The organism is Phenylobacterium sp. (assembly GCF_037968635.1).
Classification (GTDB): Bacteria; Pseudomonadota; Alphaproteobacteria; order Caulobacterales; family Caulobacteraceae; genus Phenylobacterium.
Map to the genome: position 1 here is coordinate 1 of NZ_JBBKVV010000028.1, position 19,719 is coordinate 19,719.

Genomic DNA, 19,719 nt, shown 5'->3' on the forward strand with positions numbered 1-19,719 from the left:
CGGCAGGCCCTCGGCCTGCGCCGCGGCGCGGCTCTCCGGACGCTCGTCCCAGACTGCGACCTCGGCTCCGCCCAGCATCAGCGCGCGCGCGGCCGTCAGCCCGGTTCGGGCGAGGCCGAACACGGCGACCGTCTTGCCTTCAAAGCCGCGGACCGGGATCATGACCTACGCCTGCCCTCCCCTACCGCAGTTTCAAGGTTGCAAGACCCAGCAGGGCGAGCATCACCGCGATGATCCAGAAACGGATCACGACCGTGGATTCCGACCAGCCGAGCTTTTCGAAATGGTGGTGGATCGGGGCCATGCGGAACACCCGCTTGCCCGTCAGCTTGAACGACACGACCTGGATCATCACCGACAAGGTTTCGATCACGAACAGGCCGCCGATGATGCCCAGCACGATCTCGTGCTTGGTGGCCACGGCCACGGCGCCGATGCCGCCGCCCAGCGCCAGCGAGCCGGTGTCGCCCATGAATATCTTGGCGGGCGGCGCGTTGTACCAGAGGAAGCCTAGCCCAGCCCCGATCATCGCCCCGCAATAGACCGCCACCTCGCCCACGCCGGGCACGAAGTGCAGCTTCAGATACTGGGCGAAGACGAAGTTGCCCACCAGATAGGCGATGAAACCGAAAGCCGCCGCCGCGATCATAACCGGCACGGTGGCCAGGCCGTCGAGGCCATCGGTGAAATTCACGGCGTTGGCCGCGCCGACAATGATGAAGGCCCCGAACAGCAGGTAGAACCAGCCCATGGGCAGCAGCAGTTGCTTGAAAATCGGGAACGCGATCGAGGTCGACAGTTCCGGGGTCTCGGGGGGATTGGTGCCGAACACCACCATCAGGGCGACGGCGGCGAGGGCGATCGCCGTTTCCATCAACAGCCTGACCTTGCCCGAGACGCCATCGGTCGTCTGCTTGGTGACCTTGGCGTAGTCGTCGGTGAAGCCCAAGATCCCGTAGCCGGCGGTCACCAGGATCACGGCCCAGACATAGACATTCGTCAGGTCCGACCACAGCAGCGTGCCGACCAGCAGACCGGCCAGGATCATGACCCCGCCCATGGTCGGGGTGCCGGCCTTTTCGACCACGTGACGCTCGATGCCGTCAGCGCGGATCGGCTGCCCTTTGCCCTGCTTGGCCTGCATCCAACGGATGAAGCGCGACCCCATGGCCACCACCACCAGCTGCGCCGTAAACAGCGCCATGCCGGTGCGGAAGGTTTGATATTTCAACAGGTTCAGGAACGGAACGTACCCGTCGGCTGACAGCTGTTGATACAGCCAATAGAGCATCAGCCCCTCTCCTGGGCGCGCACGTCGAGGGCTCCCAGCGCAGTCACCACCGCGCCGGCTCTCGAGCCGTTCGAACCCTTAACCATAATGAGATCGCCGGGCTCGACGGCCGCCGCGATCAGCAGCCCCAACTCCACCGCTGTCTCGGCGTAACCGCCCCGACGAGTCGGAGGAAGGGCGTCCCACAGGGATTTCATCAGCGGGCCGGCGCAGAACACCAGCTCGACCCCGGCGTCATTCAGCGGCCCGGCCAAGCCTGCATGGAAAGCTGGCCCCTCGGACCCAAGCTCCAGCATGTCGGTCAGCGCGACCATCCGTCGCCCCGTCGTCTTGCGCGCGCCCAGAGACGCGAAGGCCGCGCCCATCGACACCGGATTGGCGTTGTAGCTCTCGTCGATCAGGGTGAAGTCGCCGCCCGCCAGCTTGCTCACCCGCTCGGCCCCGCGGCCGGCCAACGGCTCGAAGCTGCCCAGCGCAGCGAGACTGTCGTTCAGGTCGACGCCCAGCGCTTCCAGCATCAGCAGGACGGCCATGCTGTTCGGCCCCCAGTGGAAGCCGGTCTGCAGGATCGGGAAGTCCATCGCCTTGCCGTGCAGGCGGGCCTGGACGACCGCATAACCAGACTGGGGTTGGAAATCGATCAGCCGCGCGTCGCAGGTCTCGCCAGAGCCGAAGCTGCGGACCACGGCCCCGGCCTTGCGGGCCTCGGCGCTCAAGAAGTCGAACCACTTGTTGTCGGCGTTCAGCACCGCCACGCCGCCCGGCTCGATGCCGGCGAAGATCTCGGCCTTGGCGCGGGCGACGCCCGCCTCGCCTTCGGGAAAGTTCTCGACGTGGACAGGTCCGACCGTGGTGATCGCCACCGCGTGGGGCCGCACGAACCGCGACAAGGGCGCGATCTCGTCGGCATGGTTCATGCCGATCTCGAACACCGCGCGCTCGGTGTCGCGCGGCATCCGCGCCAAGGTGAGCGGCACGCCGATGTGGTTGTTGTAGCTCTTCACCGAGGAATGGGCCTTGCCGGCCAGCATCAGGCCGGCGCGGACCGCCTGGGTGACGCTGGTCTTGCCGACCGAGCCGGTGACCGCGCCGCGGCGCGCCTGGGGCGCACGCTCGCGAGCCGCTTCGCCAAGCATTTCCAACGCCTTGAGCGTGACTCTGACGACGACGCTCGAAACAACGACGCCCTAGGACACCAGCGCGCCGCTCGCCTCGCCCGCCATGGCGGTGGCGACAAACTCATGCCCATCACGCACGCCGCCCAGAGCGACGAACAGGTCGCGCTGCTCGATCGAGCGGGTGTCGATGGAAACGCCATTCACCGTGAATGACGCGCCGGACAAATGTCCGCCCGTCGCCGCCACGATTTCCTGCGAGGTCCACAGCGGCTCAGCCACAGAGCGCCTCCAGGGCTTGAGCAACTTCGGTCACATCGTCGAAGGGATGAACAACACCGGCGATGGCCATGCCCTGTTCGTGGCCCTTGCCGGCCACCACCAGGACGTCGCCGGCCTCCAGCAAGGCCACGCCCGCACGGATCGCCGCGCGGCGGTCGCCGATGTTCTGTATGCCGGTGGTTCCGGCTAAGACCTCGGCGCGGATCGCGGCCGGGTCCTCGCTGCGGGGATTGTCGTCGGTGACGATAGCCAGGTCAGCGTGTTTCGCCGCGATGGCGCCCATCAGCGGACGCTTGGTGCGGTCACGATCGCCCCCGGCCCCGAACACCACGATCAGCTTGCCCTCGACGTGCGGCCGCAGGGCCTTCAGCACCGTCTCCAAGCCATCGGGCGTGTGGGCGTAGTCCACATAGGCGACGCCGCCCTCGGGACCGGTTCCAACCAACTGCAGGCGACCGGGCGCGCCCTCCAACGTCTCAAGCGCCTTCATGACGCCGGCCACCGGCTCGCCGGCCGCGATGCACAGGCCCGCCGCCACCAGGGCGTTGGAGGCCTGGTAACCCCCCACCAGAGGCAGGTTCACCTCATAGGTCTGGCCCTGGGCCAGGATCGTCAGGCGCTGGCCTTCCGGGGTCGGGGCCTGGTCCACAAGCGTCAGGCCCTGGCCCGCCTGGCCCACCGACATCACGCTCTGGCCTTGGGTCACCGCAGCGGCGGCGAAGGCGTCATAGGCGTCGGAGTCGGCGTTCAGAACCGCCGTCCCGCCGCGCGGCAGCAGGGTCGTGAACAGCCGCAGCTTGGCGTCGCGATAGGCCTCCATCGTCAGGTGATAGTCGAGATGGTCCTGGGTCAGGTTCAGGAAGCCGGCGGCCTGGATCCGTGCGCCGTCGAGGCGCCGCTGGTCCACCCCGTGCGAGGAGGCCTCCAGAGCCAGGTGGGTCACGCCCTGGGCCACCAGCTTGCTCATCAACTCGGTGACGTCGGCCGCGTCCGGTGTGGTGAGGCCGGTGGGCGGCGTCAATTCCGACTCAAAGCCGTCGGGTCCGGTGGCGTAGACGCCCAGCGTGCCCATGCTGGCGGCGCGATGGCCGCCGGCGTTGAAGATCTGGCGGCAGAAGGCGGCGACCGAGGTCTTGCCGTTGGTGCCGGTCACGGCGACCACCGTGGCCGGCTGCACCTTCCAGAAGGCGGCCGCGGCGAGCGCGTAGGCCCGGCGCGGATCGGGCGTCACGACGAAGGGCACGTCGACACCGGGCGCCTCGGCGGTGGCGATCACGGCGGCGGCGCCAGCCGACACGGCGCCGGGCACGAAAGCCAGGCCGTCGGCCTTGGTCCCCGGCAGGGCGGCGAACAGGAAGCCCGGCTTCACCTTGCGGCTGTCGGCGGTCACGCCCTCGATCATCGGATCAACGGCCAACTCGCGGGCCACCAGTTGGGACAGACGCACGCCCATCAGTGTTCGCTCTCGATGGGCACGACGGCGTTGGCGGGCGAGGTGGTCACCAGGTCGGGACGGCGCGCCACGCCCAGGAACGGCGCGATGCGGTCGATCACCCGGCCGGCCGGAGGCGCGGCGGTCCAGCCGCCGGTGGCGAAGCCGTAGGTCTGCGGCGTGCCCTTGGGCTCATCCATCAGGATCAGCACAAAGTAGCGGTCGGCCTCCAGCGGGCCGTCGGTGGGGAAGACCGCGGCGAAGGACGAGACCAGGATATTGTTGGAGTAGCGGCCGCCGACGATCTTGTTGGCCGAGCCGGTCTTGCCGCCAACCCGCAGCCCCGGCGCATTGGCCTTGCCGCCGGTGCCGCGAACCACGTTGACGCGCATCAGGTCCAGCATGGCGCGCGAGGTCTCCTCGGAAACCGCGCGGGTCCCCTCGGGGCGGACGCCGGGCTTCATCGGCTTGATGGTCAGGGGCACATAGGTCCCGCCGTTCAGGATCGCTCCCATGCCGGCCGCGACCGCCAGCGGCGAAACCGAAATGGCGTGACCGAACGAGGTGGAGGCCAGGTCGTTCTCGTTCCAGTTGCGCGGCACGATGGGCTTGGCGCTCTCGGACAGCTCCACCGGGGTCGCCCGGGTCAGGCCGAAGGCCTTGAAATACTTCTGCACCGTCGGTGAGCCCGCCTGCAGGGCGAGCTTGGTGGTGCCGATGTTCGACGAGTGGATGAAGATGTCGGCCACCGACATGATCTTGTTCTCGGGGTGGTAGTCGTGGATCGTCTGCCCCCCGATCTTCACCGGCTGGCGGGCGTCGAAGGTCGAGGCCAGCGTCGCCGTGCCGGAGTCGAGCCCCATGGCCACGGTGAACACCTTGAAGGTCGACCCCATCTCATAGACCGAGGCCGCAGCGTGGTTGATCAGGCGTTCCGGCCCGGCCTTGCCCGCCATGTTGGGATCGAAGGTCGGATAGGAGGCCATGCCGAGGATTTCGCCGGTATGGACATTGGTGATGATGCCCACGGCGTCCCTTGCCTGGTGGGCTATGGCGGTCTTGTAGAGTTCGTCCTCCAGGGCGGCCTGGACGCGCAGATCGATGGAGAGCGCCGTGGCGCCATGGGTGGCCGCGCCTTCGCGGATAGCACTGTTGAGGGCCAGTTCCGCACCCGACAGACCTTCACCGCCGGTATCGGCGAAGCCGATCAGGTGGGCGGCGGTGGTCCCCAGCGGATAGAGGCGGTGTTGCTCGGGCTCAAAGGTCACGCCCGGCAGACCCAAGGCATGGATGCGGCCACGAGCCTCCGGCGTCAGCCCGCCCACCAGGAAGCTGCGGCGCTCGCCGCGCAGGGCGCGATCCAGCCGCGCAGGCAAGAGGTCCGGCATCGCCAGGCGCAGGGCGGTTCGGGTCTCGTTGGCGTCCCAGATCTCGCGCGGATCAACATAGAGACCGTAGTGCAGCAGGTCGGCGGCCAGCATGGCGCCGTTGCGGTCCGTCAGGTCGGCGCGGGCCGCGCCCACCGGGGCGGTCAGGCCGTTCCCCTGCCCTACGTCGGAAAACAGGGCCATGCGGGTGGCGCCGACGCCCAGGGTGACGAACCCCGCGGCGAACATGGCGGCCACGAAGAAGATACGGATCCGGGTGTCGTCCTCCGCCTTGCCGGCCGCCTTGGCGCGCTCGAAGGCATGCTCCAGGCCCCAGAGCCGCGCCTTCAGCCAACCCCAGCCGGGCGCCTGGAAGGTCTGGTGGGCGAGGCTCAAGACTTCGGCTCCGTGCGGGCGATCTCAGCCAGGGCGTCGGGGGTCACTTCACGCGTCGCGGCGATAGGCGCCAGACCCAGATAGCCGGTGGAGAGCTGCTCGATGCGGTTGGGCTGCTCCAGGTGGCTGACCTCGGCCTTCAGCAGGCGGATACGGTCATGCTCGATGGCGATTTGCCGTTCCACCAGGGCGATCTCGGTCCGCTCCCGGCCAGCGATGGTCTTGGCGAGGTAGACCGACATGACGAGCGCGATCAGCAGCGCGAGCGCCACGACATCGACCAGGCGGAAACCCCGGACACGGCGATCGAGCAGGCTCATGCGGCCTCCCTCCAGACCGGCGCCTCGGTGCGGATCGCGGCGCGGATCTTGGCCGATCGGGCGCGCGGATTGGCGGCGGTCTCGGCGTCGGAGGGCGCGTGCGCGCCCTTGAAGATCAGGTCGAAGCTCGGCGGCGCTCCGGCCTGGGCCGGCGGCAGATGGCGCGAGCCGGCGGGCATCTGGCCGGCCCTGGGCGTGAAGAACGACTTCACGATCCGGTCCTCCAGCGAATGGAAGGTCACCACCGCCAGCCGACCGCCCGGCTTCAGCACACGTTCGGCCGAGGCGAGACCCGCCTCCAGTTCGGAAAGCTCGTCGTTCACCGCGATACGCAGGCCCTGGAAGGTGCGGGTGGCCGGATGCACCTTGGCGCCACGGCGGCCGCCCAGGACACGCTCGACGAAGTCGGCGAATTCCAGGGTCCGCTCGAAGGGCTGCTCCTCGCGGCGGCGCGCGATGGCGCCGGCGATCCGGCGGGCCTTCTTCTCTTCGCCATAGACCCAGAAGATCCGCGAGAGCTCGGCGGGCTCGGCGGTGTTGATCAGCTCGGCGGCGGTGGGGCCCTCGGCGCCCATGCGCATGTCCAACGGGCCATCCCGCATGAAGGAGAAGCCGCGATCCGCCTCGTCCAGCTGCATGGAGGAGACGCCCAGGTCGAGGGCCACACCGTCGACGGAGCCCTCTCCCAGCCGGTCGTCCATCTCGGAGAAACAGGCTTCGATCAATTGGAACCTGTCGCCCAGCCCTTCGGCGAAACGGCGGGCGGTCGGGTCGCGGTCGAAGGCGATCACCTCCGCGCCGGTGGCCAGCAGGGCCCGGGAATAGCCGCCGGCCCCGAAGGTGCCGTCGACGACCTTCTGGCCCGGACCAGGCCTAAGCGCCTCGAGCACCTCGGTCATCAGGACGGGAACGTGCGGCGCGCTCATGCGCCGAGCCCGGCGCGGGCGGCGCGCTGGGACGCGCGCAGTTGGGCCAGGCCGTCGCGCGCGATCTCACGCTGGGCGGCGCGATGGGCCTGGAACGCCTCACGCTCCCAGATCTGGAACCGGTCGCCGAGGCCCACGACCACGACCCAGTCGGAGAGGCCGAACATGTCGCAGAGACCCTCGGGAAGGGTCACGCGGCCGGCGGTGTCGAAGCTCATCTTGGCCATGCCGCCCAGGATCGAAGTTTCCAGGGCCGAGCGCAGAGGGTCGCCGAAATCCATCTCGTCGATGACGCCGAGATAACGATCCAGCAGCGTCTTTCCGCCACCCTCGATGCAGTCGGCTTCGATGGAGGGAAAGCAGATGATTCCGTCGAACGGGCCAGAGGCGAGAGCGCGGAATTCCTGCGGCACAACGATGCGCCGCTTTGCGTCCAGCTGCTTCTCGAACGTCGAGACGAACATCCCGCCGCGCCCCAGTTTTTCCGGCCCCCGCTCGGACCGCCCTCGTTCCGCTTGGCCGGACCGCAAATCACACGGCCGCAACCCTCAACAGACAAGAACTGGGTTAACACGGGCTCAATTGGGCGACAATGCCTCTGAATGACTATTTAGCGTGGATTCAAAGATGTCGCAGACAACTATGGTTAACGCGCGTAAACAATCCACAGAACATACAGAGAACTCGTTAAATATAGCGACCGAACGTCGCATAGGTTGTGGAAAACTAGAGTCGCGCGCGTCGGCTGCAACCACGCTCTTGCTCTACCGAGCCCAGTGGGGAAATGATGGACCAGACGGCCTGTAAGCCGGGTTCTGTGCCGCCCGCGCAAACGGGCATTGGCGATCATTCCTCTGGACCGCCCATCGCTGGACGGTTCTCGCGACCTACCCGGGTGTCTCGGGCCTACGACAGCCCTACCGGCGAACCGGCGCGACACCCCTATTCGGTCTTGCTCCTGGCGGGGCTTGCCATGCCGTCCCCATTGCTGGGTCCGCGGTGCGCTCTTACCGCACCCTTTCACCCTTCCCGGCGCCGAAGCTCCGGAGGTCTGCTCTCTGTGGCGCTATCCCTAGGGTCACCCCCGGTGGGCGTTACCCACCGCCATGTCGTCGTGGAGCCCGGACTTTCCTCGCCTGCCGAAGCAGGCGCGACCGCCCAGCCATCTGGTCCGCGCGCTTGATGGGCCGGGACGCGGGCGCCGTCAATCGGCCAGCCGTCCGTAGACGAGCTGGTCCCAGTAGCGGCCCTTCCAGTGGGCGTGGTCGCGCAGCGTGCCTTCGAGGGAAAAGCCGTGCCGCTCCAGCAGCGAACAGGACCGCGCATTGCCCAGCGTGACCATGGCCTCGATGCGCCGCAGGGAGAGGTGGTTGAAGCCGAAGGACAGGACGTGCGGCAGGATCTGGCTCATGACGCCACGCCCCCACTCGGCGCGCCGCAGGTCATAGGCCACCTCCCCACGACGGGCCCGGTCGAAGATCAGGTTGTTGAAGCCGACCGTGCCGATCAGATCGTCCGCGCCGGCTCGCCGAATGGTCCAGCGCACCCCGCCGTCGCCGGCCGCGAGCTCGGCGCCCCAGTCGATGATGTCATGGGCCTGCGCGAGGCTTTCAAGCGGAGCTATGTCCATGAATTCCGCCACCAAAGGGTCACGAAACAACTCAAACAGCCCGTCAGCGTCGTCGCGTTGCAGGGGCGCCAGCCTGTATTCGCCGACCTTGAGGACGCAGGTGGCGAGTTCCAGGCTCATCCCAGATCCCGCATCCGCCGGCCGATGGGATGATCGGCGAGCGCCGCCATGACGCCGGCCCGGTCGGCGGGAGTCTTGTTCTGCGACAGTTTGCTGGTCCCTTCGAACCGCTCGACCACCATGCGCGCGCCGACGATGCCGCGCAGCAGGCGCTCGAACTTGCCAGGGCTCATCTTGTCCCGGGTCCAGGGCGGCTTGGGCGCCAGGCGCGCCTCCTCCATGGCTGAGAGGTCGTCCACCACGGCGATCAATCCAGGCTCGCCCAAGGCCGTCACAGGCCCGGCCACCTCGACGGAGACGTAGTTCCAGCTCGGGACGCTGTCCTTGTTGTCGTACCAATCGGGACTGACATAGGCGTCCGCCGCCAAACTGACCGCCACCGCATGAAAGCCGTCCGTCACCGCTGGCGTCAGGGCGTTGCCCCGCGACAGGTGGAAGTCGAGCACCAGGGCGCCGTCGATCCGCCGCGCGATCACCGGGGTGTGGGCCACCAGGAGCCGGCCACCGACCGAGGCGGCGATGGTGGAGAACGGGAACGCCGCCAGATGTTCCAGGAGCGCCGCTTCGTCCTCCACCTTGAAAAGCCCGGAGGGGTGCATCAGCTTCCCAGCCGCAGGAGGGCGATCAGCCGCGCCCGAGTTTCGCCATCGGCGATCCCGTCCACCTTTTCCGGGCGCCAGTGGCGCTGGAAGGCGGTGACGACGGCGGTGGTGTGCGCATCGAACTTGCCCGACGGGGCGCAGTCAAAACCCAGCCGCGTGAACCCGGCCTGCAGGGCGAAGACGGCGGCCCCCTCCTCCCCCTCGCTGATGGGTTGCCCTGGGGCGGCGGCGGGTTCGGCCCACAGGCCGTGACCGGCTTGCGCAAGCCGCTTCCAGGGGAAGAACTCGCCGGGATCCTGCTTGCGGTCCGGGGCGACGTCGGAATGGCCGACGATGAAACCGTCCTCGATGGTCCAGCGGGTGCGGATCTCCGCCACCAGCTCGATCACCGCGGCGATCTGCGCCTCCGGGAAGGGGCGATAGCCGAACTCGTGGCCCGGATTGACGATCTCGACGCCGACCGAGCGGCCGTTGATGTCGCGCTCGCCCTTCCAGGAGGAGACCCCGGCGTGCCAGGCCCGCCGCTCCTCGGCCACCAGGGTGAAGACCCGGCCGTCCTCCTCCACGACGTAGTGGGAGGAGACCTTGGCCTCGGGGTCGCGCAGCCGCGCCAGCGCCGCCTCGCCGGTCTGCATGCCGGTATAGTGCAGGACGATCATGTCCGGCGGGGTCTTGCGGACGTCGAAGTTGGGCGAGGGCGCGGGGATCGGAGTCATGTGCTCAAGGTTATTGCGACCGGTTGCGCAAGGCCACCAGCAAAGCCATGGCCTGGCTGGGCCGCAGGGCGATGACCAGGACGCCGGCCAGGGCCACCGCCGTACCGAAGGCCATCCGCAGATCGAAGACGTCCTGGGTGAAGACCACCCCCATGGCGATGGTGGCCAGGGGCGTCATCAGGGTGAGCGGCGAGATCAGGTTCGCCTCATATCTCTGGATCAGACTGTAATAGAGGGTATGGGCCAGGACCGAGACCACCAGGCCTGAGAACAGGGCCGCGGCGACGAAGGGCCAACCCGCCGCCACACCGGCCTGAACCTGGCCCGGCTCGAGCCACGTCGACAGAACGACCATCGGGATCAGGGACGACAGCCCCACCCAGGCCTGCAACCGAAGCGGTTTCACGCCCTCCATCTGTTTCATCATCACCGCGCCAAGCCCCCCCAGGAACGAGGCGGCGACGATGAACAGCAGGCCGGTGGAAATCATGAAGCCGTGCGGGTCCCACATCACCGCCAGCACCCCGGTCAGGGTCAGCAGCATGCCGATGACCCGACGGGCGGTGAGGCGCTCCTTGAGGATCACGAAGGACAGCAGGGTGGTGATCGGCACCCCGACCTGGCTGACGATGGCCACCGCGGAGGGACTGGAGGTCTTCAAGCCTATGAACACCAGGGCGAAGGTGCCCGCCCCCATCAGCATGCCCACCACCAGCATGCGCCAGCGCGGGCGCGGCATCGGCAGCAACCAGGGAAAGACCGCGATCAGCACCACGGCGAAGCGCACGGCGGCATAGAACATCGGCGGCACGCCCAGATGGGTGACCACGAACTTCGACACGATGTTGTTGGTGGCCCAGACGATGCAGACGAAGGCCAGCAGGGCGAAATCTCGAAGCGACATGGGCCGGGCTTAGAGGGGTTTCGTGACGCTGGGAACCATCATGCCTTGCGTCGTGTGAACCGCAGGGCGGTCAGGGTGTCGGAGAAGCCGACCACCTTGCTATCCACCAGGCCGTGAGCCTTGGCCGCGGCCATAACCTCCACGTCCTTCAGCGCGGCGGCCTTGCCCTTGCGCGAGACGATCCACAGCGCGCCCTTGCCGGCGAGCGCCGGGATCAGGTCCGGGATGCGGTCGAGTTCGGCGATGCTGTCGGCGGCGTAGAACAGCAGGTCGAGGCCGGTGAGGTCGGCCACCGGGGCCGCATCACGCGCGGCCAGTTCGCCGGCCAAGGTGTCGTCGGCCACGTTCAGCACCGCGACCCTCATGCCAGGCTTCACCCCCAGCTTGTCCAGCCGGCTCTTGGGATTGGCGATCGCATCGGCCCAGCTGGCGGCAGCCTTGTCGCCCAGGGCGAACCGCGAGCCGTCGGCCAGCACCAGATCGCCGGCCTCGGCGCGGACACCCTTCAACGCCTCCCCTTCGAACACCCGCCGCCCGGTTCCACGGAACAGCAGCTTCGGCGCCTCGTACTGCAGGCGACCGGCGTCCTCGCCGTCGCCGAACTGCGCGCGAACCTGAGCGTCCTTGCCCATGGCGTTCCTCCCGTCGACCTAGCTTGGCCACGCGGGCGACAACGCGCAAGCCTAACGCTTTGACGGTTTGCCGGTCCGTGGCGCAGGCGGCGGCTTACCCTCGTTGCGCCGCGCGGGCGCCGAGAGATTGCCCAGGAAGGCGAAGGACAACAGGGCGTGGTCCATCTTGCTTACGGTCATGTCGCGTCTCCTCCAGAGCGCGCAGGCTGCGCCCTGAAGATTCGACGACGCAAGAGGAACATCCGTCCACGGAGGAATTCCGCCTACGGATGAAGCCTCTTCAGACAGCGGAAACCCTTACGCAGCCTTGCCCAGCGACAGGGTCTCGTACCGCGCCAGGTGATGGTCGGTGGAGCCGAAAGCCGCCTCGATCATGGTGGCGCGCTTGAAATAGTGGCCGATGGCCATCTCGTCGGTCATGCCCATGCCGCCGTGGATCTGGATGGCGTTCTGGCCGACGAACTTGCAGGCCTTGCCGATCTGCACCTTGGCCGCCGACACGCCCTTGGCGCGCTCGACATCGCTCTCGGTCAGCTTGATATCGGCCATGTAGGTCATGGAGATCGACTGTTCGAGCTGGATGAACATGTCCACCATCCGGTGCTGCAGCACCTGGAAGCTGGAGATCGGCTGGCCGAACTGCTTGCGCTGGCGGGCGTATTCCACCGTGCCTTCGTGCAGTTGGCGCAGGACGCCGCAGGCCTCGGCGCAGGTCGCGGCCACGGCCTCGTCCATCACCTTCTCCACCAGCGGCAGGGCCTGGCCTTCGGGACCGATCATGGCTTCGGCGCCCACGGCGACGTTCTCGAAATAGACCTCCGAGGCGCGGAAGCCGTCGACGGTGGGATAGTCCCGGGTCGTCACGCCCTTGGCGTCCTTGGGCACGATGAACACCGAGACGCCCTGGGCCTCGCGCTGGCCGCCCCCGGTGCGGGCGGTGACGATCAGGTGGGTGGCGTAGGGCGCGCCGATCACGACGGCCTTGTGGCCGTTGAGCACGTAGCCCGCGCCGTCCTTCTTGGCCGTGGTCTTCAGGTCGCTCAAGGTGTAGCGGCCCTGGGGCTCGGCATAGGCGAAGGCGATGATGGCCTCCCCAGCAATGATCTTGCCGATCAGGTCGTCGGCGCCGGCCGGCTTGCCGTGCTTCAGGAAACCGCCGCCGATGACGACGGTGGGCACGTAGGGCTCGACGACCAGCGCCTTACCCAGTTCCTCCATGATCACCATGTTGTCGGTGGCGCCGCCGCCCAGGCCGCCCTGCTCTTCCGAGAAGGCCGCGCCCAGGATACCGAGCTCGTCGGCGAAAGCCTTCCAGACCTGAGGCCGCCAGCCCGGCTCGGCCTTCAGCGCCGCGCGCCGCTGGTCGAAGCTGTAGTTGTCGGCCAGGTAGCTGGCGACCGTGTCGCGCAACATCGACTGTTCTTCGGTGAAGCTGAAATCCAAGGTCGTTCCTCCTAGAGCCCCTCCCCCTTGCGGGGAGGGGTTGGGGTGGGGGTGCCGGCTCCGAGCGCGGAAAGTATCCGCGTCAGCACCGAAGCGATATCTCCGGTCACTTCGTCATTGGTCACCCGAAGCACGCGATAGCCGCGCCCCTCAAGCCAGGTCGCTCGATCAAGGTCACGAAGGGCGACCTGTTCAAGCTCGTGAACCTTGCCATCCACCTCGACGATCAATCGAGCCGAGTGACAGACGAAATCAACCACATACGGCCCCATGGGAGCCTGTCTTCGGAAGTGGGCGTCGGTCTCCTCCATCCGTCGGAGACCGTTCCAGAGCAGCACCTCGGCCCTTGTCGGTTCACGCCGCATTCGACGCGCCGCGCGGTCTGCGCGGTCCGACTTGTGCAAAGCTCCCGGCGTTCGCTCCGGCACCCCCACCCCCAACCCCTCCCCGCAAGGGGGAGGGGAGCTTTCTTGTTCTTCCTCCTTCGACCGGTCGCCCTAGAGTCCCAGCACCATCTTGGCGATGATGTTGCGCTGGATCTCGTTGGAGCCGCCGTAGATCGAGGTCTTCCGGCCGTTGAAATAGTCGCCGGCCGTGTCGATCGAGTGCAACGGGCCGACGCCGGAGTTGTGGCCGCCTTCGCCCAGGAAGGGCGCGCCGTAATGGCCCGCGGCTTCCAGGGCCAGTTCCTGCAGACGCTGCTGGATCTCTGTGCCCTTGATCTTCAGGATCGAGCTCTCCGTCCCCGGCCCCTTGCCGCTGCTCTCGCCGGCCAGGGTGCGCAGTTCGGTGAACTCCAGCGCCGTCAGGTCGATCTCCAGCTCGGCCACCTTGCGCTTGAAGAAGGGGTCCGCCAGCAAGGCGCCGCCGGCGTCGGCCAACTCCGTCGAGGCCATCTCCCGCACGCGCTCCAGGCCGCGCTTGGAGCGCGCCACCCCGGCGATGCCGGAGCGTTCGTGGGCCAGCAGCGCCTTGGCGCAGGTCCAGCCCTGGTTCTCGTGGAAGACGCGGTTCTCCACCGGCACCTTCACATTATCCAGGAAGACGTCATTGACCTCGTGGCCGCCCTCCAGGGTGATGATCGGGCGCACGGTGACGCCCGGCGTCTTCATGTCGATCAGCAGGAAGCTGATGCCGGCCTGCGGCTTGGAGTCCGGATCGGTGCGGACCAGGAAGAAGCCCCAGTCGGCGTGCTGGCCGAGCGTCGTCCACGTCTTCTGGCCATTGACGATGTAATATTCCTTGCCGTCCTCGGTCACGCGCTCGGCGCGGGTCTTGAGGCTTGCCAGGTCAGAACCGGCGCCGGGCTCGGAATAGCCCTGGCACCACCAGATCTTGCCGTCACGGATGTCGGGCAGGAACTTCGCCTTCTGCTCCTCGGTGCCGAAGGTGTAGATCACCGGCGCCAGCATCGCGACGCCGAAGGGCAGGATGCCAAGGGTGTCGGCGCGGGCCTGTTCCTCAGACCAGATGTATTTCTGGGTGGGGGTCCATTCGGTGCCCCCCCACTCCTTCGGCCATGAGGGCGCAGACCAGCCCTTCTTGGCCAGGACGCGGTGCCAGGAGAGGTAGTCCTCCTTGCCGAGCGTCTCACCGCGCTCCTGCTTTTCGCGCAACGCCTTGGGGTAGCTGTCGGCCAGGAAGGCGCGGGCCTCCTCACGGAAGGCATTATCTTCGGGCGAGAAATCGAGGTTCATCACAAGGCTCCCTGGCGCTTCCGCTTACAGCGTATTGCGTACGGCCGGACCATAGGCAAACGCCTCCACCTTGGGAAGATGACGTTGACGTCAGCGTCAAGAAATTCCCTTCGGCGGCGTCAGCTATGGGCCATGTAGGCGTCCACCTCCGCCACCCTGGACGCGATCTCGCCCGGCGCAAGGAACGACCCTGTGAAGCTGTTGCGGGCGAGCGTGGCAAGCTCGTCGCGGGTCAGGCCCAGGGCGGCGGTCGTCGCTGTCCAGTTCTCGCCGATATAGCCGCCGAAATAGGCCGGATCGTCGGAGTTGATGGTGGCCTTCAGGCCCAGGTCCAGCATCCGCTTCAGCGGGTGGTTCTTCAGGTCATCCACCACGCAGAGCTTCAGGTTCGACAGCGGACAGACCGTGAGCGTCATGCCGTCAGCCACCAGCCGCTTCACCAGGGCCGGGTCCTCCAGCGCGCGGTTGCCGTGGTCGATCCGGTCCACCGCCAGGCCGTCCAGGGCTTCCCAGACATATTCTGGCGGCCCTTCCTCGCCCGCGTGCGCGAGAAGCTTCAGCCCCCGCTCCCGGGAAGCCTTGTAGACCCGAGCGAACTTGTTGGGCGGATGGCCAAGCTCCGAGGAGTCCAGTCCAACGCCCACCATGCGGTCCAGATAGGGCTCAGCCTCCCGCAAGGTCTTGAAGGCGTCCTCCTCCGAGAGATGGCGCAGGTAGCTGAGAATCAGCTTCGACGTGACGCCCAGTTCCTTTTCCGCCTGCGCCATCCCGGCCAGAAGGCCCTCGGCGGCGACGGCGAAGGGGATGCCCCGCTCGGTATGGGTCTGAGGATCGAAGAAGATCTCGGCGTGCACCGTTCCGTCCGCCGCCGCGCGCCGGAAATAGGCCATGGCCAGGTCGCGGAAATCTTCCTCCGTCTGCAGCACGCCCGCGCCCTGGTAGTAGATGTCCAGGAAGTCCTGCAGGTTTGAGAAGGCGTAGGCCGCCCTCACCTCCTCCACACTCTTGAACGGCAGATCGACCTTGTTGCGGCGTGCGAACTCGAACATCTGCTCGGGCTCGAGGCTGCCCTCGATGTGGAGGTGAAGCTCGGCCTTGGGCAGGCCACGGATGAAGTCGGCTGTCGGTTTCATGGCCGCTATCTCCCGGCGGCGAGGGCCATCCGTCAAGGCAGCTTGAACTTCATCTGGATGACGATCTTGCCGTCCCTGATGCGCCGGTCGCCCGGCTGGGGATGGAAACCCTTGGCGAGCTTCAGGGCGAAGGCGCCGACATTGGCGCCCTTCGGCGTCTCCGACAGCACCACACAGTCGCGCAGCACCTGACCCGCGGCGACCCGGCACTGGATGCTCGCCAGCCCCTGGCCGGCCATCACGGTTGTCGCGGCCGCAGCCGCTGCGATCCAGATCATCCGTAGGCTCTCCTGATTTCGCCCGTCATGACGCGAACCTTCGCCGCCTGCCAGCCGTTCCCCACCTTGCGCCCGACGGCCCGGGCGCGCATCACACGGGCCCTATGCCGCGTATCATCACCTACAATGTCCACCGCTGCGTTGGCACAGATCGACGTCTCGACGTCGGCCGGGTCGCCGACGTCATCGCCAGTCTGCGACCCGATATCGTCGCCTTGCAGGAACTGGACGTCGGCCGCCTGCGGACCGGCAATGTGGACCAGGCTCATGAGATCGCCCAGCGCCTGAAGATGGCGGTCCACTTCCACCCCGCCATGAAGGTGGAGGAGGAACTCTATGGCGACGCCATCCTCACCGCCTATCCCGAACACCTGGTCCAGGTCGGTCCCCTGCCCGGCTATGGCCGCATCCCGCAACTGGAGCCGCGAGGCGCCGTGTGGATCGCGGTGGAGATCGACGGCAAGAAGGTGCAGATCATCAATACTCACCTGGGCCTAGTGCCCAGGGAACAGCAGCTCCAGGCCGCCTGCCTGGCCGGGCCGGCCTGGCTGAAGCATCCGAAGTGCGAAGGCCCCACCATTCTGCTGGGGGACTTCAACGCCAGCCCGACCTCGGTGGTCTATCGCACCCTGGTGGGACGGCTGCAGGGTGCGCGCCGCCTCGCGCCGGTCAAGAAGCCGACCTCGACCTTCCCGTCCGCCCTGCCGGTGGTGCGGATAGACCATCTGTTCGTCAGCCCGGAGATCCGGGTGACCGACCTGACCGCCCCCTTCAATCCGCTGACCCGGGCGGCGTCGGATCACCTGCCCCTGGTCATGGATTTCGAGATTTCGTGAGCGGCGCCCGCCAGTTGCGGGATTCGAATATCCCCCCCTGGCCCAAGGCGCGCGCCTCGGCATAGAGCCGGTCCCGCCGCCGTCCCGGCCGCCAGGAGTCGCTGACGTTGACCGGATCGCCCAGGTGGTAGGCGGCGATGAACTCACCAAACGGCGTCATTTTCATGGGCAGAATCGGTGAGAGCCGCCCTTCGCGATTCAAGGCGTCGATGGCCGCGATCAGGCCGCCCCGCTCCTGCCGGGCCTTGCCCACCGCGTCGCCGGTATAGCCCAGGAAGTGGCCGATTGAGCGATCGCGGAAGGCCGAGATATTCAACCGCGCCCGCTCGGTCGTGGCCTCAATCGCCAGCTCAAGCTCGGTGTCGAAACCGCCGGAGCGGTTGTTCAGGTTGGCCGACCCGACCCGCGCCAGGGTGTCGTCGATGATCGTGCTCTTTGAATGGACGATGATCTTCGTCCCGGCCGGGGTGATCGGGTAGTAGGCCCGGAACCGTCCGAACACGTCGGCCGAGCGCAGGCGCCACAGCATGTTGGACCGCGCCCGATCCATCGTCAGTTGGTCAAACCAGCTCGGGCTGGCGCCCGTGGAGATCAGCACGATCTCGGGCCCGTTTGGCTCAGCCAGGCGCACGGCCAGGGCCTCGGCGATCAGGGGCGAGGTAAAGTACTGGTTCTCCAGATAGATGATGTCCTTGGCGGCGTGGATCGAGGCGTGGGTCAGACGCCGGATCTCCTCCACCTGGGGTTCATGGCGCCAGGCCGGCATGGTCCGGGCGATGCCGACCTCCATGTCCAGCAGCGCCGCCGGGACGTGGGTCGGCCAGGGATCTCCATCCGTTTCCGGCGGCGGGGGCACAACTTCCTTGGTGGCCCTGCACCAGCGCTCCCGCGCCAGATCGCCCAGATCCTTGGCCGCCGGGCCGTCCACCATCAGCATCACCTCATGCCGGGGCTCGTGACATTCCTGGTCGGGCATGATCCGACGTGGTTCGTGGTCACGGTGCCCTGCCGTGTCCCAGCGGTCGACGCAGATGTCGCCACTGGCGCAGATGGCCAGCTTGTCATCCACCACCAGCAGCTTCTGATGATGGCAGCCGCCCATGGGCACCGCGTCGTCCAGCCGGAACTTCACGCCCGTCTTCTCGAACCACTTGCGGGCCTTGTGGGGGAAGAATTCCTGGCTGGCGGCGATCGGCAGGGCCGACTTCCAGATCAGCAGCCGGATATCCAGGCCCGGACGGGCGCGCGCCAGCTCCACCAGGATGCGGCCGGCCTCGTCGGGATCGTCGGGGGTTTCCATGCCGTCCGGGAACAGCCGCGTGCGGGGATCAAATCCCCAGCCCAGCAGCAGCACCGAGTGCTTGGCCTTTCGCAACGCCTCGAAAACGGCGGTGTAGTAGGCCTCTGTGTCGATCAGAAAGGCGGCGCGGTTGGCGCGGCCGACGCGCCAGGCCGTGTCGCCGGGTTTCAATACGCTCATAGACCGATCGAAACCCCAATTTACGCCACGCTGCAAGAAAGCCTGCGCCAACGTCGGGTTCCCGTCGACTCCGCACTAACTAAGGAGGGCGCGAGGACCAAAGAAAAGCGCGCCGGCTCTGGGGGAGCCGACGCGCTCCACATCAAGGGCGGTTCGAGAGACTAGCCCTTGAAGACCTGGCAAGGGCCGCCGAGTTCGGTGGCGAGGCGGGCCTTGCGCTCGGCGTTGGTGGTCTTGGCTTCCCGGCGGCCGGCGTCCTCGGCCACGGCGGCCTTGTCCATGACGGCTGTCGAGCGGGACTTGCTGGCGGTCTTCAGCCAGGCGTCCAGGTCGGCGGTGTCGGCGGCCGCGGAGGTGGCGATGCCCCGGCAGCGGCTGGCCTTGATGAAGTCCACATCGGTGACCTGGGCGGCGGCCAAGGCGGAGCCGGCGGCCATCAGGGCGGCGGCGGCGGTGAGTGTGATGACGGCGATACGCATGGTGTTTTCCCTCGAACTACGATGGCGCGAACCTGCCCTCGGGACGCGGACCCTTCAAATGAATTCGCAGCAACATTGAGTATTGGAATCTTACCATTCCTTAATTTTTGACCGCCGTTACTTCGACAACATAAATATCTTGTAATGTTGCGAATGGTTCGGCAGAACATTGATATGGCCCAGCCCGATCTCAAGCTCGACATCGCCGGTGTGAACGCCCTGATGGCGCGCGCCTTCCCCGACGCCCCGCCCGAAGCCCTGCCGCAGGTGACCGCCCTCGCCGCGGGCCGGGCCCACATCGTGCGGGCCTATGGCGGCGGCATGCTGCGTCCGGGAGGGGTGATCTCGGGCCCCAACCTGATGAGCCTGGCCGACACCGCGGCCTATGCTCTGATCCTGGCCCATATCGGCGACCAGTTGATGGCGGTGACCAGTTCGCTGGTGATGAACTTCCTGCGCGGCGCGGTCCCCGGCGACCTGCATGCCGAGGCGAGCTTCCTTCGCCTGGGCCGCCGCATCGCGGTCTGCGACGTACGGATCTGGACGGAGAGCGAGGACAGGCTGGCGGCGCAGGCGACGGTGACCTACGCTATCCCCTCATGAGCGACCTGCCCCTCCGCCCCCCCGCCCCGATCAAGAC

21 protein-coding genes, 1 other RNA gene and 2 pseudogenes are annotated in these 19,719 nt (G+C 67.3%); 2 read left to right on the forward strand and 22 right to left on the reverse strand.

Annotated elements, in window-relative coordinates; translation table 11 throughout:
• The 20 genes and pseudogenes from murD to AAC997_RS02990 form a co-directional block, all read right to left on the reverse strand.
• Positions 1 to 162 (reverse strand): annotated as a pseudogene (gene murD, locus AAC997_RS02895) (UDP-N-acetylmuramoyl-L-alanine--D-glutamate ligase); the annotation flags it as partial.
• Positions 163 to 181: 19 nt separating this feature from the next.
• On the reverse strand, positions 182 to 1,291 hold the full coding sequence (gene mraY / locus AAC997_RS02900) for a phospho-N-acetylmuramoyl-pentapeptide-transferase (protein WP_340644200.1): 1,110 nt from the start codon (positions 1,289 to 1,291) through the stop codon (positions 182 to 184).
• A pseudogene (locus tag AAC997_RS02905) lies at positions 1,291 to 2,688 on the reverse strand (Mur ligase family protein). Before AAC997_RS02905 ends, mraY begins: the two are co-directional and overlap by 1 nt.
• Positions 2,681 to 4,141 (reverse strand): UDP-N-acetylmuramoyl-L-alanyl-D-glutamate--2,6-diaminopimelate ligase, encoded by a 1,461-nt coding sequence (locus AAC997_RS02910; protein ID WP_340644201.1) that lies wholly within the window; start codon positions 4,139 to 4,141, stop codon positions 2,681 to 2,683. Before AAC997_RS02910 ends, AAC997_RS02905 begins: the two are co-directional and overlap by 8 nt.
• A complete protein-coding gene (locus AAC997_RS02915) occupies positions 4,141 to 5,883 on the reverse strand; it encodes a penicillin-binding protein 2 (protein WP_340644202.1) in 1,743 nt (580 codons plus the stop codon). Before AAC997_RS02915 ends, AAC997_RS02910 begins: the two co-directional genes overlap by 1 nt.
• Positions 5,880 to 6,203: a cell division protein gene (locus AAC997_RS02920; protein ID WP_340644203.1), complete on the reverse strand. Its 324-nt coding sequence runs from the start codon at positions 6,201 to 6,203 to the stop codon at positions 5,880 to 5,882. The genes AAC997_RS02915 and AAC997_RS02920 overlap by 4 nt, the downstream gene beginning before the upstream one ends.
• The gene (gene rsmH / locus AAC997_RS02925) at positions 6,200 to 7,129 is read right to left on the reverse strand and encodes a 16S rRNA (cytosine(1402)-N(4))-methyltransferase RsmH (RefSeq protein WP_340644204.1); all 930 of its coding nucleotides are present in this window, start codon (positions 7,127 to 7,129) and stop codon (positions 6,200 to 6,202) included. The genes AAC997_RS02920 and rsmH overlap by 4 nt, the downstream gene beginning before the upstream one ends.
• Positions 7,126 to 7,593, reverse strand: a complete 468-nt coding sequence (locus tag AAC997_RS02930) for a division/cell wall cluster transcriptional repressor MraZ (RefSeq protein ID WP_340644205.1) — start codon at positions 7,591 to 7,593, stop codon at positions 7,126 to 7,128. The genes rsmH and AAC997_RS02930 overlap by 4 nt, the downstream gene beginning before the upstream one ends.
• Positions 7,594 to 7,917: 324 nt before the next feature.
• Positions 7,918 to 8,299: RNase P RNA component class A (gene rnpB, locus AAC997_RS02935), an RNA gene on the reverse strand.
• Positions 8,300 to 8,333: 34 nt separating this feature from the next.
• A complete protein-coding gene (locus AAC997_RS02940) occupies positions 8,334 to 8,879 on the reverse strand; it encodes a GNAT family protein (RefSeq protein WP_340644206.1) in 546 nt (181 codons plus the stop codon).
• The gene (locus AAC997_RS02945; RefSeq protein WP_340644207.1) at positions 8,876 to 9,478 is read right to left on the reverse strand and encodes an FMN-binding negative transcriptional regulator; all 603 of its coding nucleotides are present in this window, start codon (positions 9,476 to 9,478) and stop codon (positions 8,876 to 8,878) included. Before AAC997_RS02945 ends, AAC997_RS02940 begins: the two co-directional genes overlap by 4 nt.
• Positions 9,478 to 10,197, reverse strand: coding sequence for an N-acetylmuramoyl-L-alanine amidase (locus AAC997_RS02950; protein WP_340644208.1), 720 nt, complete (start codon positions 10,195 to 10,197; stop codon positions 9,478 to 9,480). Before AAC997_RS02950 ends, AAC997_RS02945 begins: the two co-directional genes overlap by 1 nt.
• 10 nt (positions 10,198 to 10,207) lie before the next feature.
• Positions 10,208 to 11,101, reverse strand: a complete 894-nt coding sequence (locus tag AAC997_RS02955; RefSeq protein WP_340644209.1) for a DMT family transporter — start codon at positions 11,099 to 11,101, stop codon at positions 10,208 to 10,210.
• 38 nt (positions 11,102 to 11,139) lie between these two features.
• Positions 11,140 to 11,733, reverse strand: coding sequence for a DUF3052 domain-containing protein (locus tag AAC997_RS02960; RefSeq protein WP_340644210.1), 594 nt, complete (start codon positions 11,731 to 11,733; stop codon positions 11,140 to 11,142).
• A 51-nt stretch (positions 11,734 to 11,784) separates the two neighbouring features.
• Complete coding sequence (locus AAC997_RS02965; RefSeq protein WP_340644211.1) at positions 11,785 to 11,913, reverse strand: hypothetical protein; 129 nt, start codon at positions 11,911 to 11,913, stop codon at positions 11,785 to 11,787.
• A 117-nt stretch (positions 11,914 to 12,030) separates the two neighbouring features.
• Positions 12,031 to 13,176, reverse strand: coding sequence for an acyl-CoA dehydrogenase family protein (locus AAC997_RS02970; protein ID WP_340644212.1), 1,146 nt, complete (start codon positions 13,174 to 13,176; stop codon positions 12,031 to 12,033).
• Between the two features lie 11 nt (positions 13,177 to 13,187).
• Positions 13,188 to 13,610: an endonuclease domain-containing protein gene (locus tag AAC997_RS02975; RefSeq protein ID WP_340644213.1), complete on the reverse strand. Its 423-nt coding sequence runs from the start codon at positions 13,608 to 13,610 to the stop codon at positions 13,188 to 13,190.
• A gap of 63 nt (positions 13,611 to 13,673) precedes the next feature.
• Positions 13,674 to 14,873, reverse strand: coding sequence for an acyl-CoA dehydrogenase family protein (locus AAC997_RS02980; RefSeq protein WP_340644214.1), 1,200 nt, complete (start codon positions 14,871 to 14,873; stop codon positions 13,674 to 13,676).
• Positions 14,874 to 14,992: 119 nt separating this feature from the next.
• Complete coding sequence (locus AAC997_RS02985; RefSeq protein WP_340644215.1) at positions 14,993 to 16,006, reverse strand: adenosine deaminase; 1,014 nt, start codon at positions 16,004 to 16,006, stop codon at positions 14,993 to 14,995.
• A 32-nt stretch (positions 16,007 to 16,038) separates the two neighbouring features.
• Positions 16,039 to 16,284 (reverse strand): hypothetical protein, encoded by a 246-nt coding sequence (locus AAC997_RS02990; protein ID WP_340644216.1) that lies wholly within the window; start codon positions 16,282 to 16,284, stop codon positions 16,039 to 16,041.
• 104 nt (positions 16,285 to 16,388) lie between these two features.
• Here AAC997_RS02990 and AAC997_RS02995 point away from each other — a divergent pair, with 104 nt between their 5' ends.
• Positions 16,389 to 17,120: an endonuclease/exonuclease/phosphatase family protein gene (locus AAC997_RS02995; protein ID WP_340644217.1), complete on the forward strand. Its 732-nt coding sequence runs from the start codon at positions 16,389 to 16,391 to the stop codon at positions 17,118 to 17,120.
• Here AAC997_RS02995 and AAC997_RS03000 read toward each other — a convergent pair.
• Both AAC997_RS03000 and AAC997_RS03005 read right to left on the reverse strand, forming a co-directional pair.
• Entirely contained in the window at positions 17,098 to 18,600 is a 1,503-nt protein-coding gene (locus AAC997_RS03000) for a phospholipase D-like domain-containing protein (RefSeq protein WP_340644218.1), read from the reverse strand. The genes AAC997_RS02995 and AAC997_RS03000 overlap by 23 nt on opposite strands.
• 161 nt (positions 18,601 to 18,761) lie before the next feature.
• Positions 18,762 to 19,079 (reverse strand): hypothetical protein, encoded by a 318-nt coding sequence (locus AAC997_RS03005; protein WP_340644219.1) that lies wholly within the window; start codon positions 19,077 to 19,079, stop codon positions 18,762 to 18,764.
• A 174-nt stretch (positions 19,080 to 19,253) separates the two neighbouring features.
• On the opposite strand from AAC997_RS03005, the gene AAC997_RS03010 reads away from it, so the two are divergent.
• Positions 19,254 to 19,682 carry a PaaI family thioesterase gene (locus AAC997_RS03010; protein WP_340644220.1) on the forward strand — a complete coding sequence of 143 codons (429 nt, stop codon included), beginning with the start codon at positions 19,254 to 19,256 and terminating at the stop codon, positions 19,680 to 19,682.
• Positions 19,683 to 19,719: the final 37 nt, after the last annotated feature.

Excerpts from the sequence above, each read along its gene's own strand:
- mraY (WP_340644200.1), bottom strand. The coding sequence starts at position 1,291 with ATGCTCTATTGGCTGTATCAACAGCTGTCAGCCGACGGGTACGTTCCG.
- AAC997_RS02910 (WP_340644201.1), bottom strand. The coding sequence starts at position 4,141 with ATGGGCGTGCGTCTGTCCCAACTGGTGGCCCGCGAGTTGGCCGTTGAT.
- AAC997_RS02920 (WP_340644203.1), bottom strand. The coding sequence starts at position 6,203 with ATGAGCCTGCTCGATCGCCGTGTCCGGGGTTTCCGCCTGGTCGATGTC.
- rsmH (WP_340644204.1), bottom strand. The coding sequence starts at position 7,129 with ATGAGCGCGCCGCACGTTCCCGTCCTGATGACCGAGGTGCTCGAGGCG.
- AAC997_RS02930 (WP_340644205.1), bottom strand. The coding sequence starts at position 7,593 with ATGTTCGTCTCGACGTTCGAGAAGCAGCTGGACGCAAAGCGGCGCATC.
- AAC997_RS02940 (WP_340644206.1), bottom strand. The coding sequence starts at position 8,879 with ATGAGCCTGGAACTCGCCACCTGCGTCCTCAAGGTCGGCGAATACAGG.
- AAC997_RS02945 (WP_340644207.1), bottom strand. The coding sequence starts at position 9,478 with ATGCACCCCTCCGGGCTTTTCAAGGTGGAGGACGAAGCGGCGCTCCTG.
- AAC997_RS02950 (WP_340644208.1), bottom strand. The coding sequence starts at position 10,197 with ATGACTCCGATCCCCGCGCCCTCGCCCAACTTCGACGTCCGCAAGACC.
- AAC997_RS02955 (WP_340644209.1), bottom strand. The coding sequence starts at position 11,101 with ATGTCGCTTCGAGATTTCGCCCTGCTGGCCTTCGTCTGCATCGTCTGG.
- AAC997_RS02960 (WP_340644210.1), bottom strand. The coding sequence starts at position 11,733 with ATGGGCAAGGACGCTCAGGTTCGCGCGCAGTTCGGCGACGGCGAGGAC.
- AAC997_RS02965 (WP_340644211.1), bottom strand. The coding sequence starts at position 11,913 with ATGACCGTAAGCAAGATGGACCACGCCCTGTTGTCCTTCGCCTTCCTG.
- AAC997_RS02980 (WP_340644214.1), bottom strand. The coding sequence starts at position 14,873 with ATGAACCTCGATTTCTCGCCCGAAGATAATGCCTTCCGTGAGGAGGCC.
- AAC997_RS02985 (WP_340644215.1), bottom strand. The coding sequence starts at position 16,006 with ATGAAACCGACAGCCGACTTCATCCGTGGCCTGCCCAAGGCCGAGCTT.
- AAC997_RS02990 (WP_340644216.1), bottom strand. The coding sequence starts at position 16,284 with ATGATCTGGATCGCAGCGGCTGCGGCCGCGACAACCGTGATGGCCGGC.
- AAC997_RS02995 (WP_340644217.1), top strand. The coding sequence starts at position 16,389 with ATGCCGCGTATCATCACCTACAATGTCCACCGCTGCGTTGGCACAGAT.
- AAC997_RS03000 (WP_340644218.1), bottom strand. The coding sequence starts at position 18,600 with ATGAGCGTATTGAAACCCGGCGACACGGCCTGGCGCGTCGGCCGCGCC.
- AAC997_RS03005 (WP_340644219.1), bottom strand. The coding sequence starts at position 19,079 with ATGCGTATCGCCGTCATCACACTCACCGCCGCCGCCGCCCTGATGGCC.
- AAC997_RS03010 (WP_340644220.1), top strand. The coding sequence starts at position 19,254 with ATGGCCCAGCCCGATCTCAAGCTCGACATCGCCGGTGTGAACGCCCTG.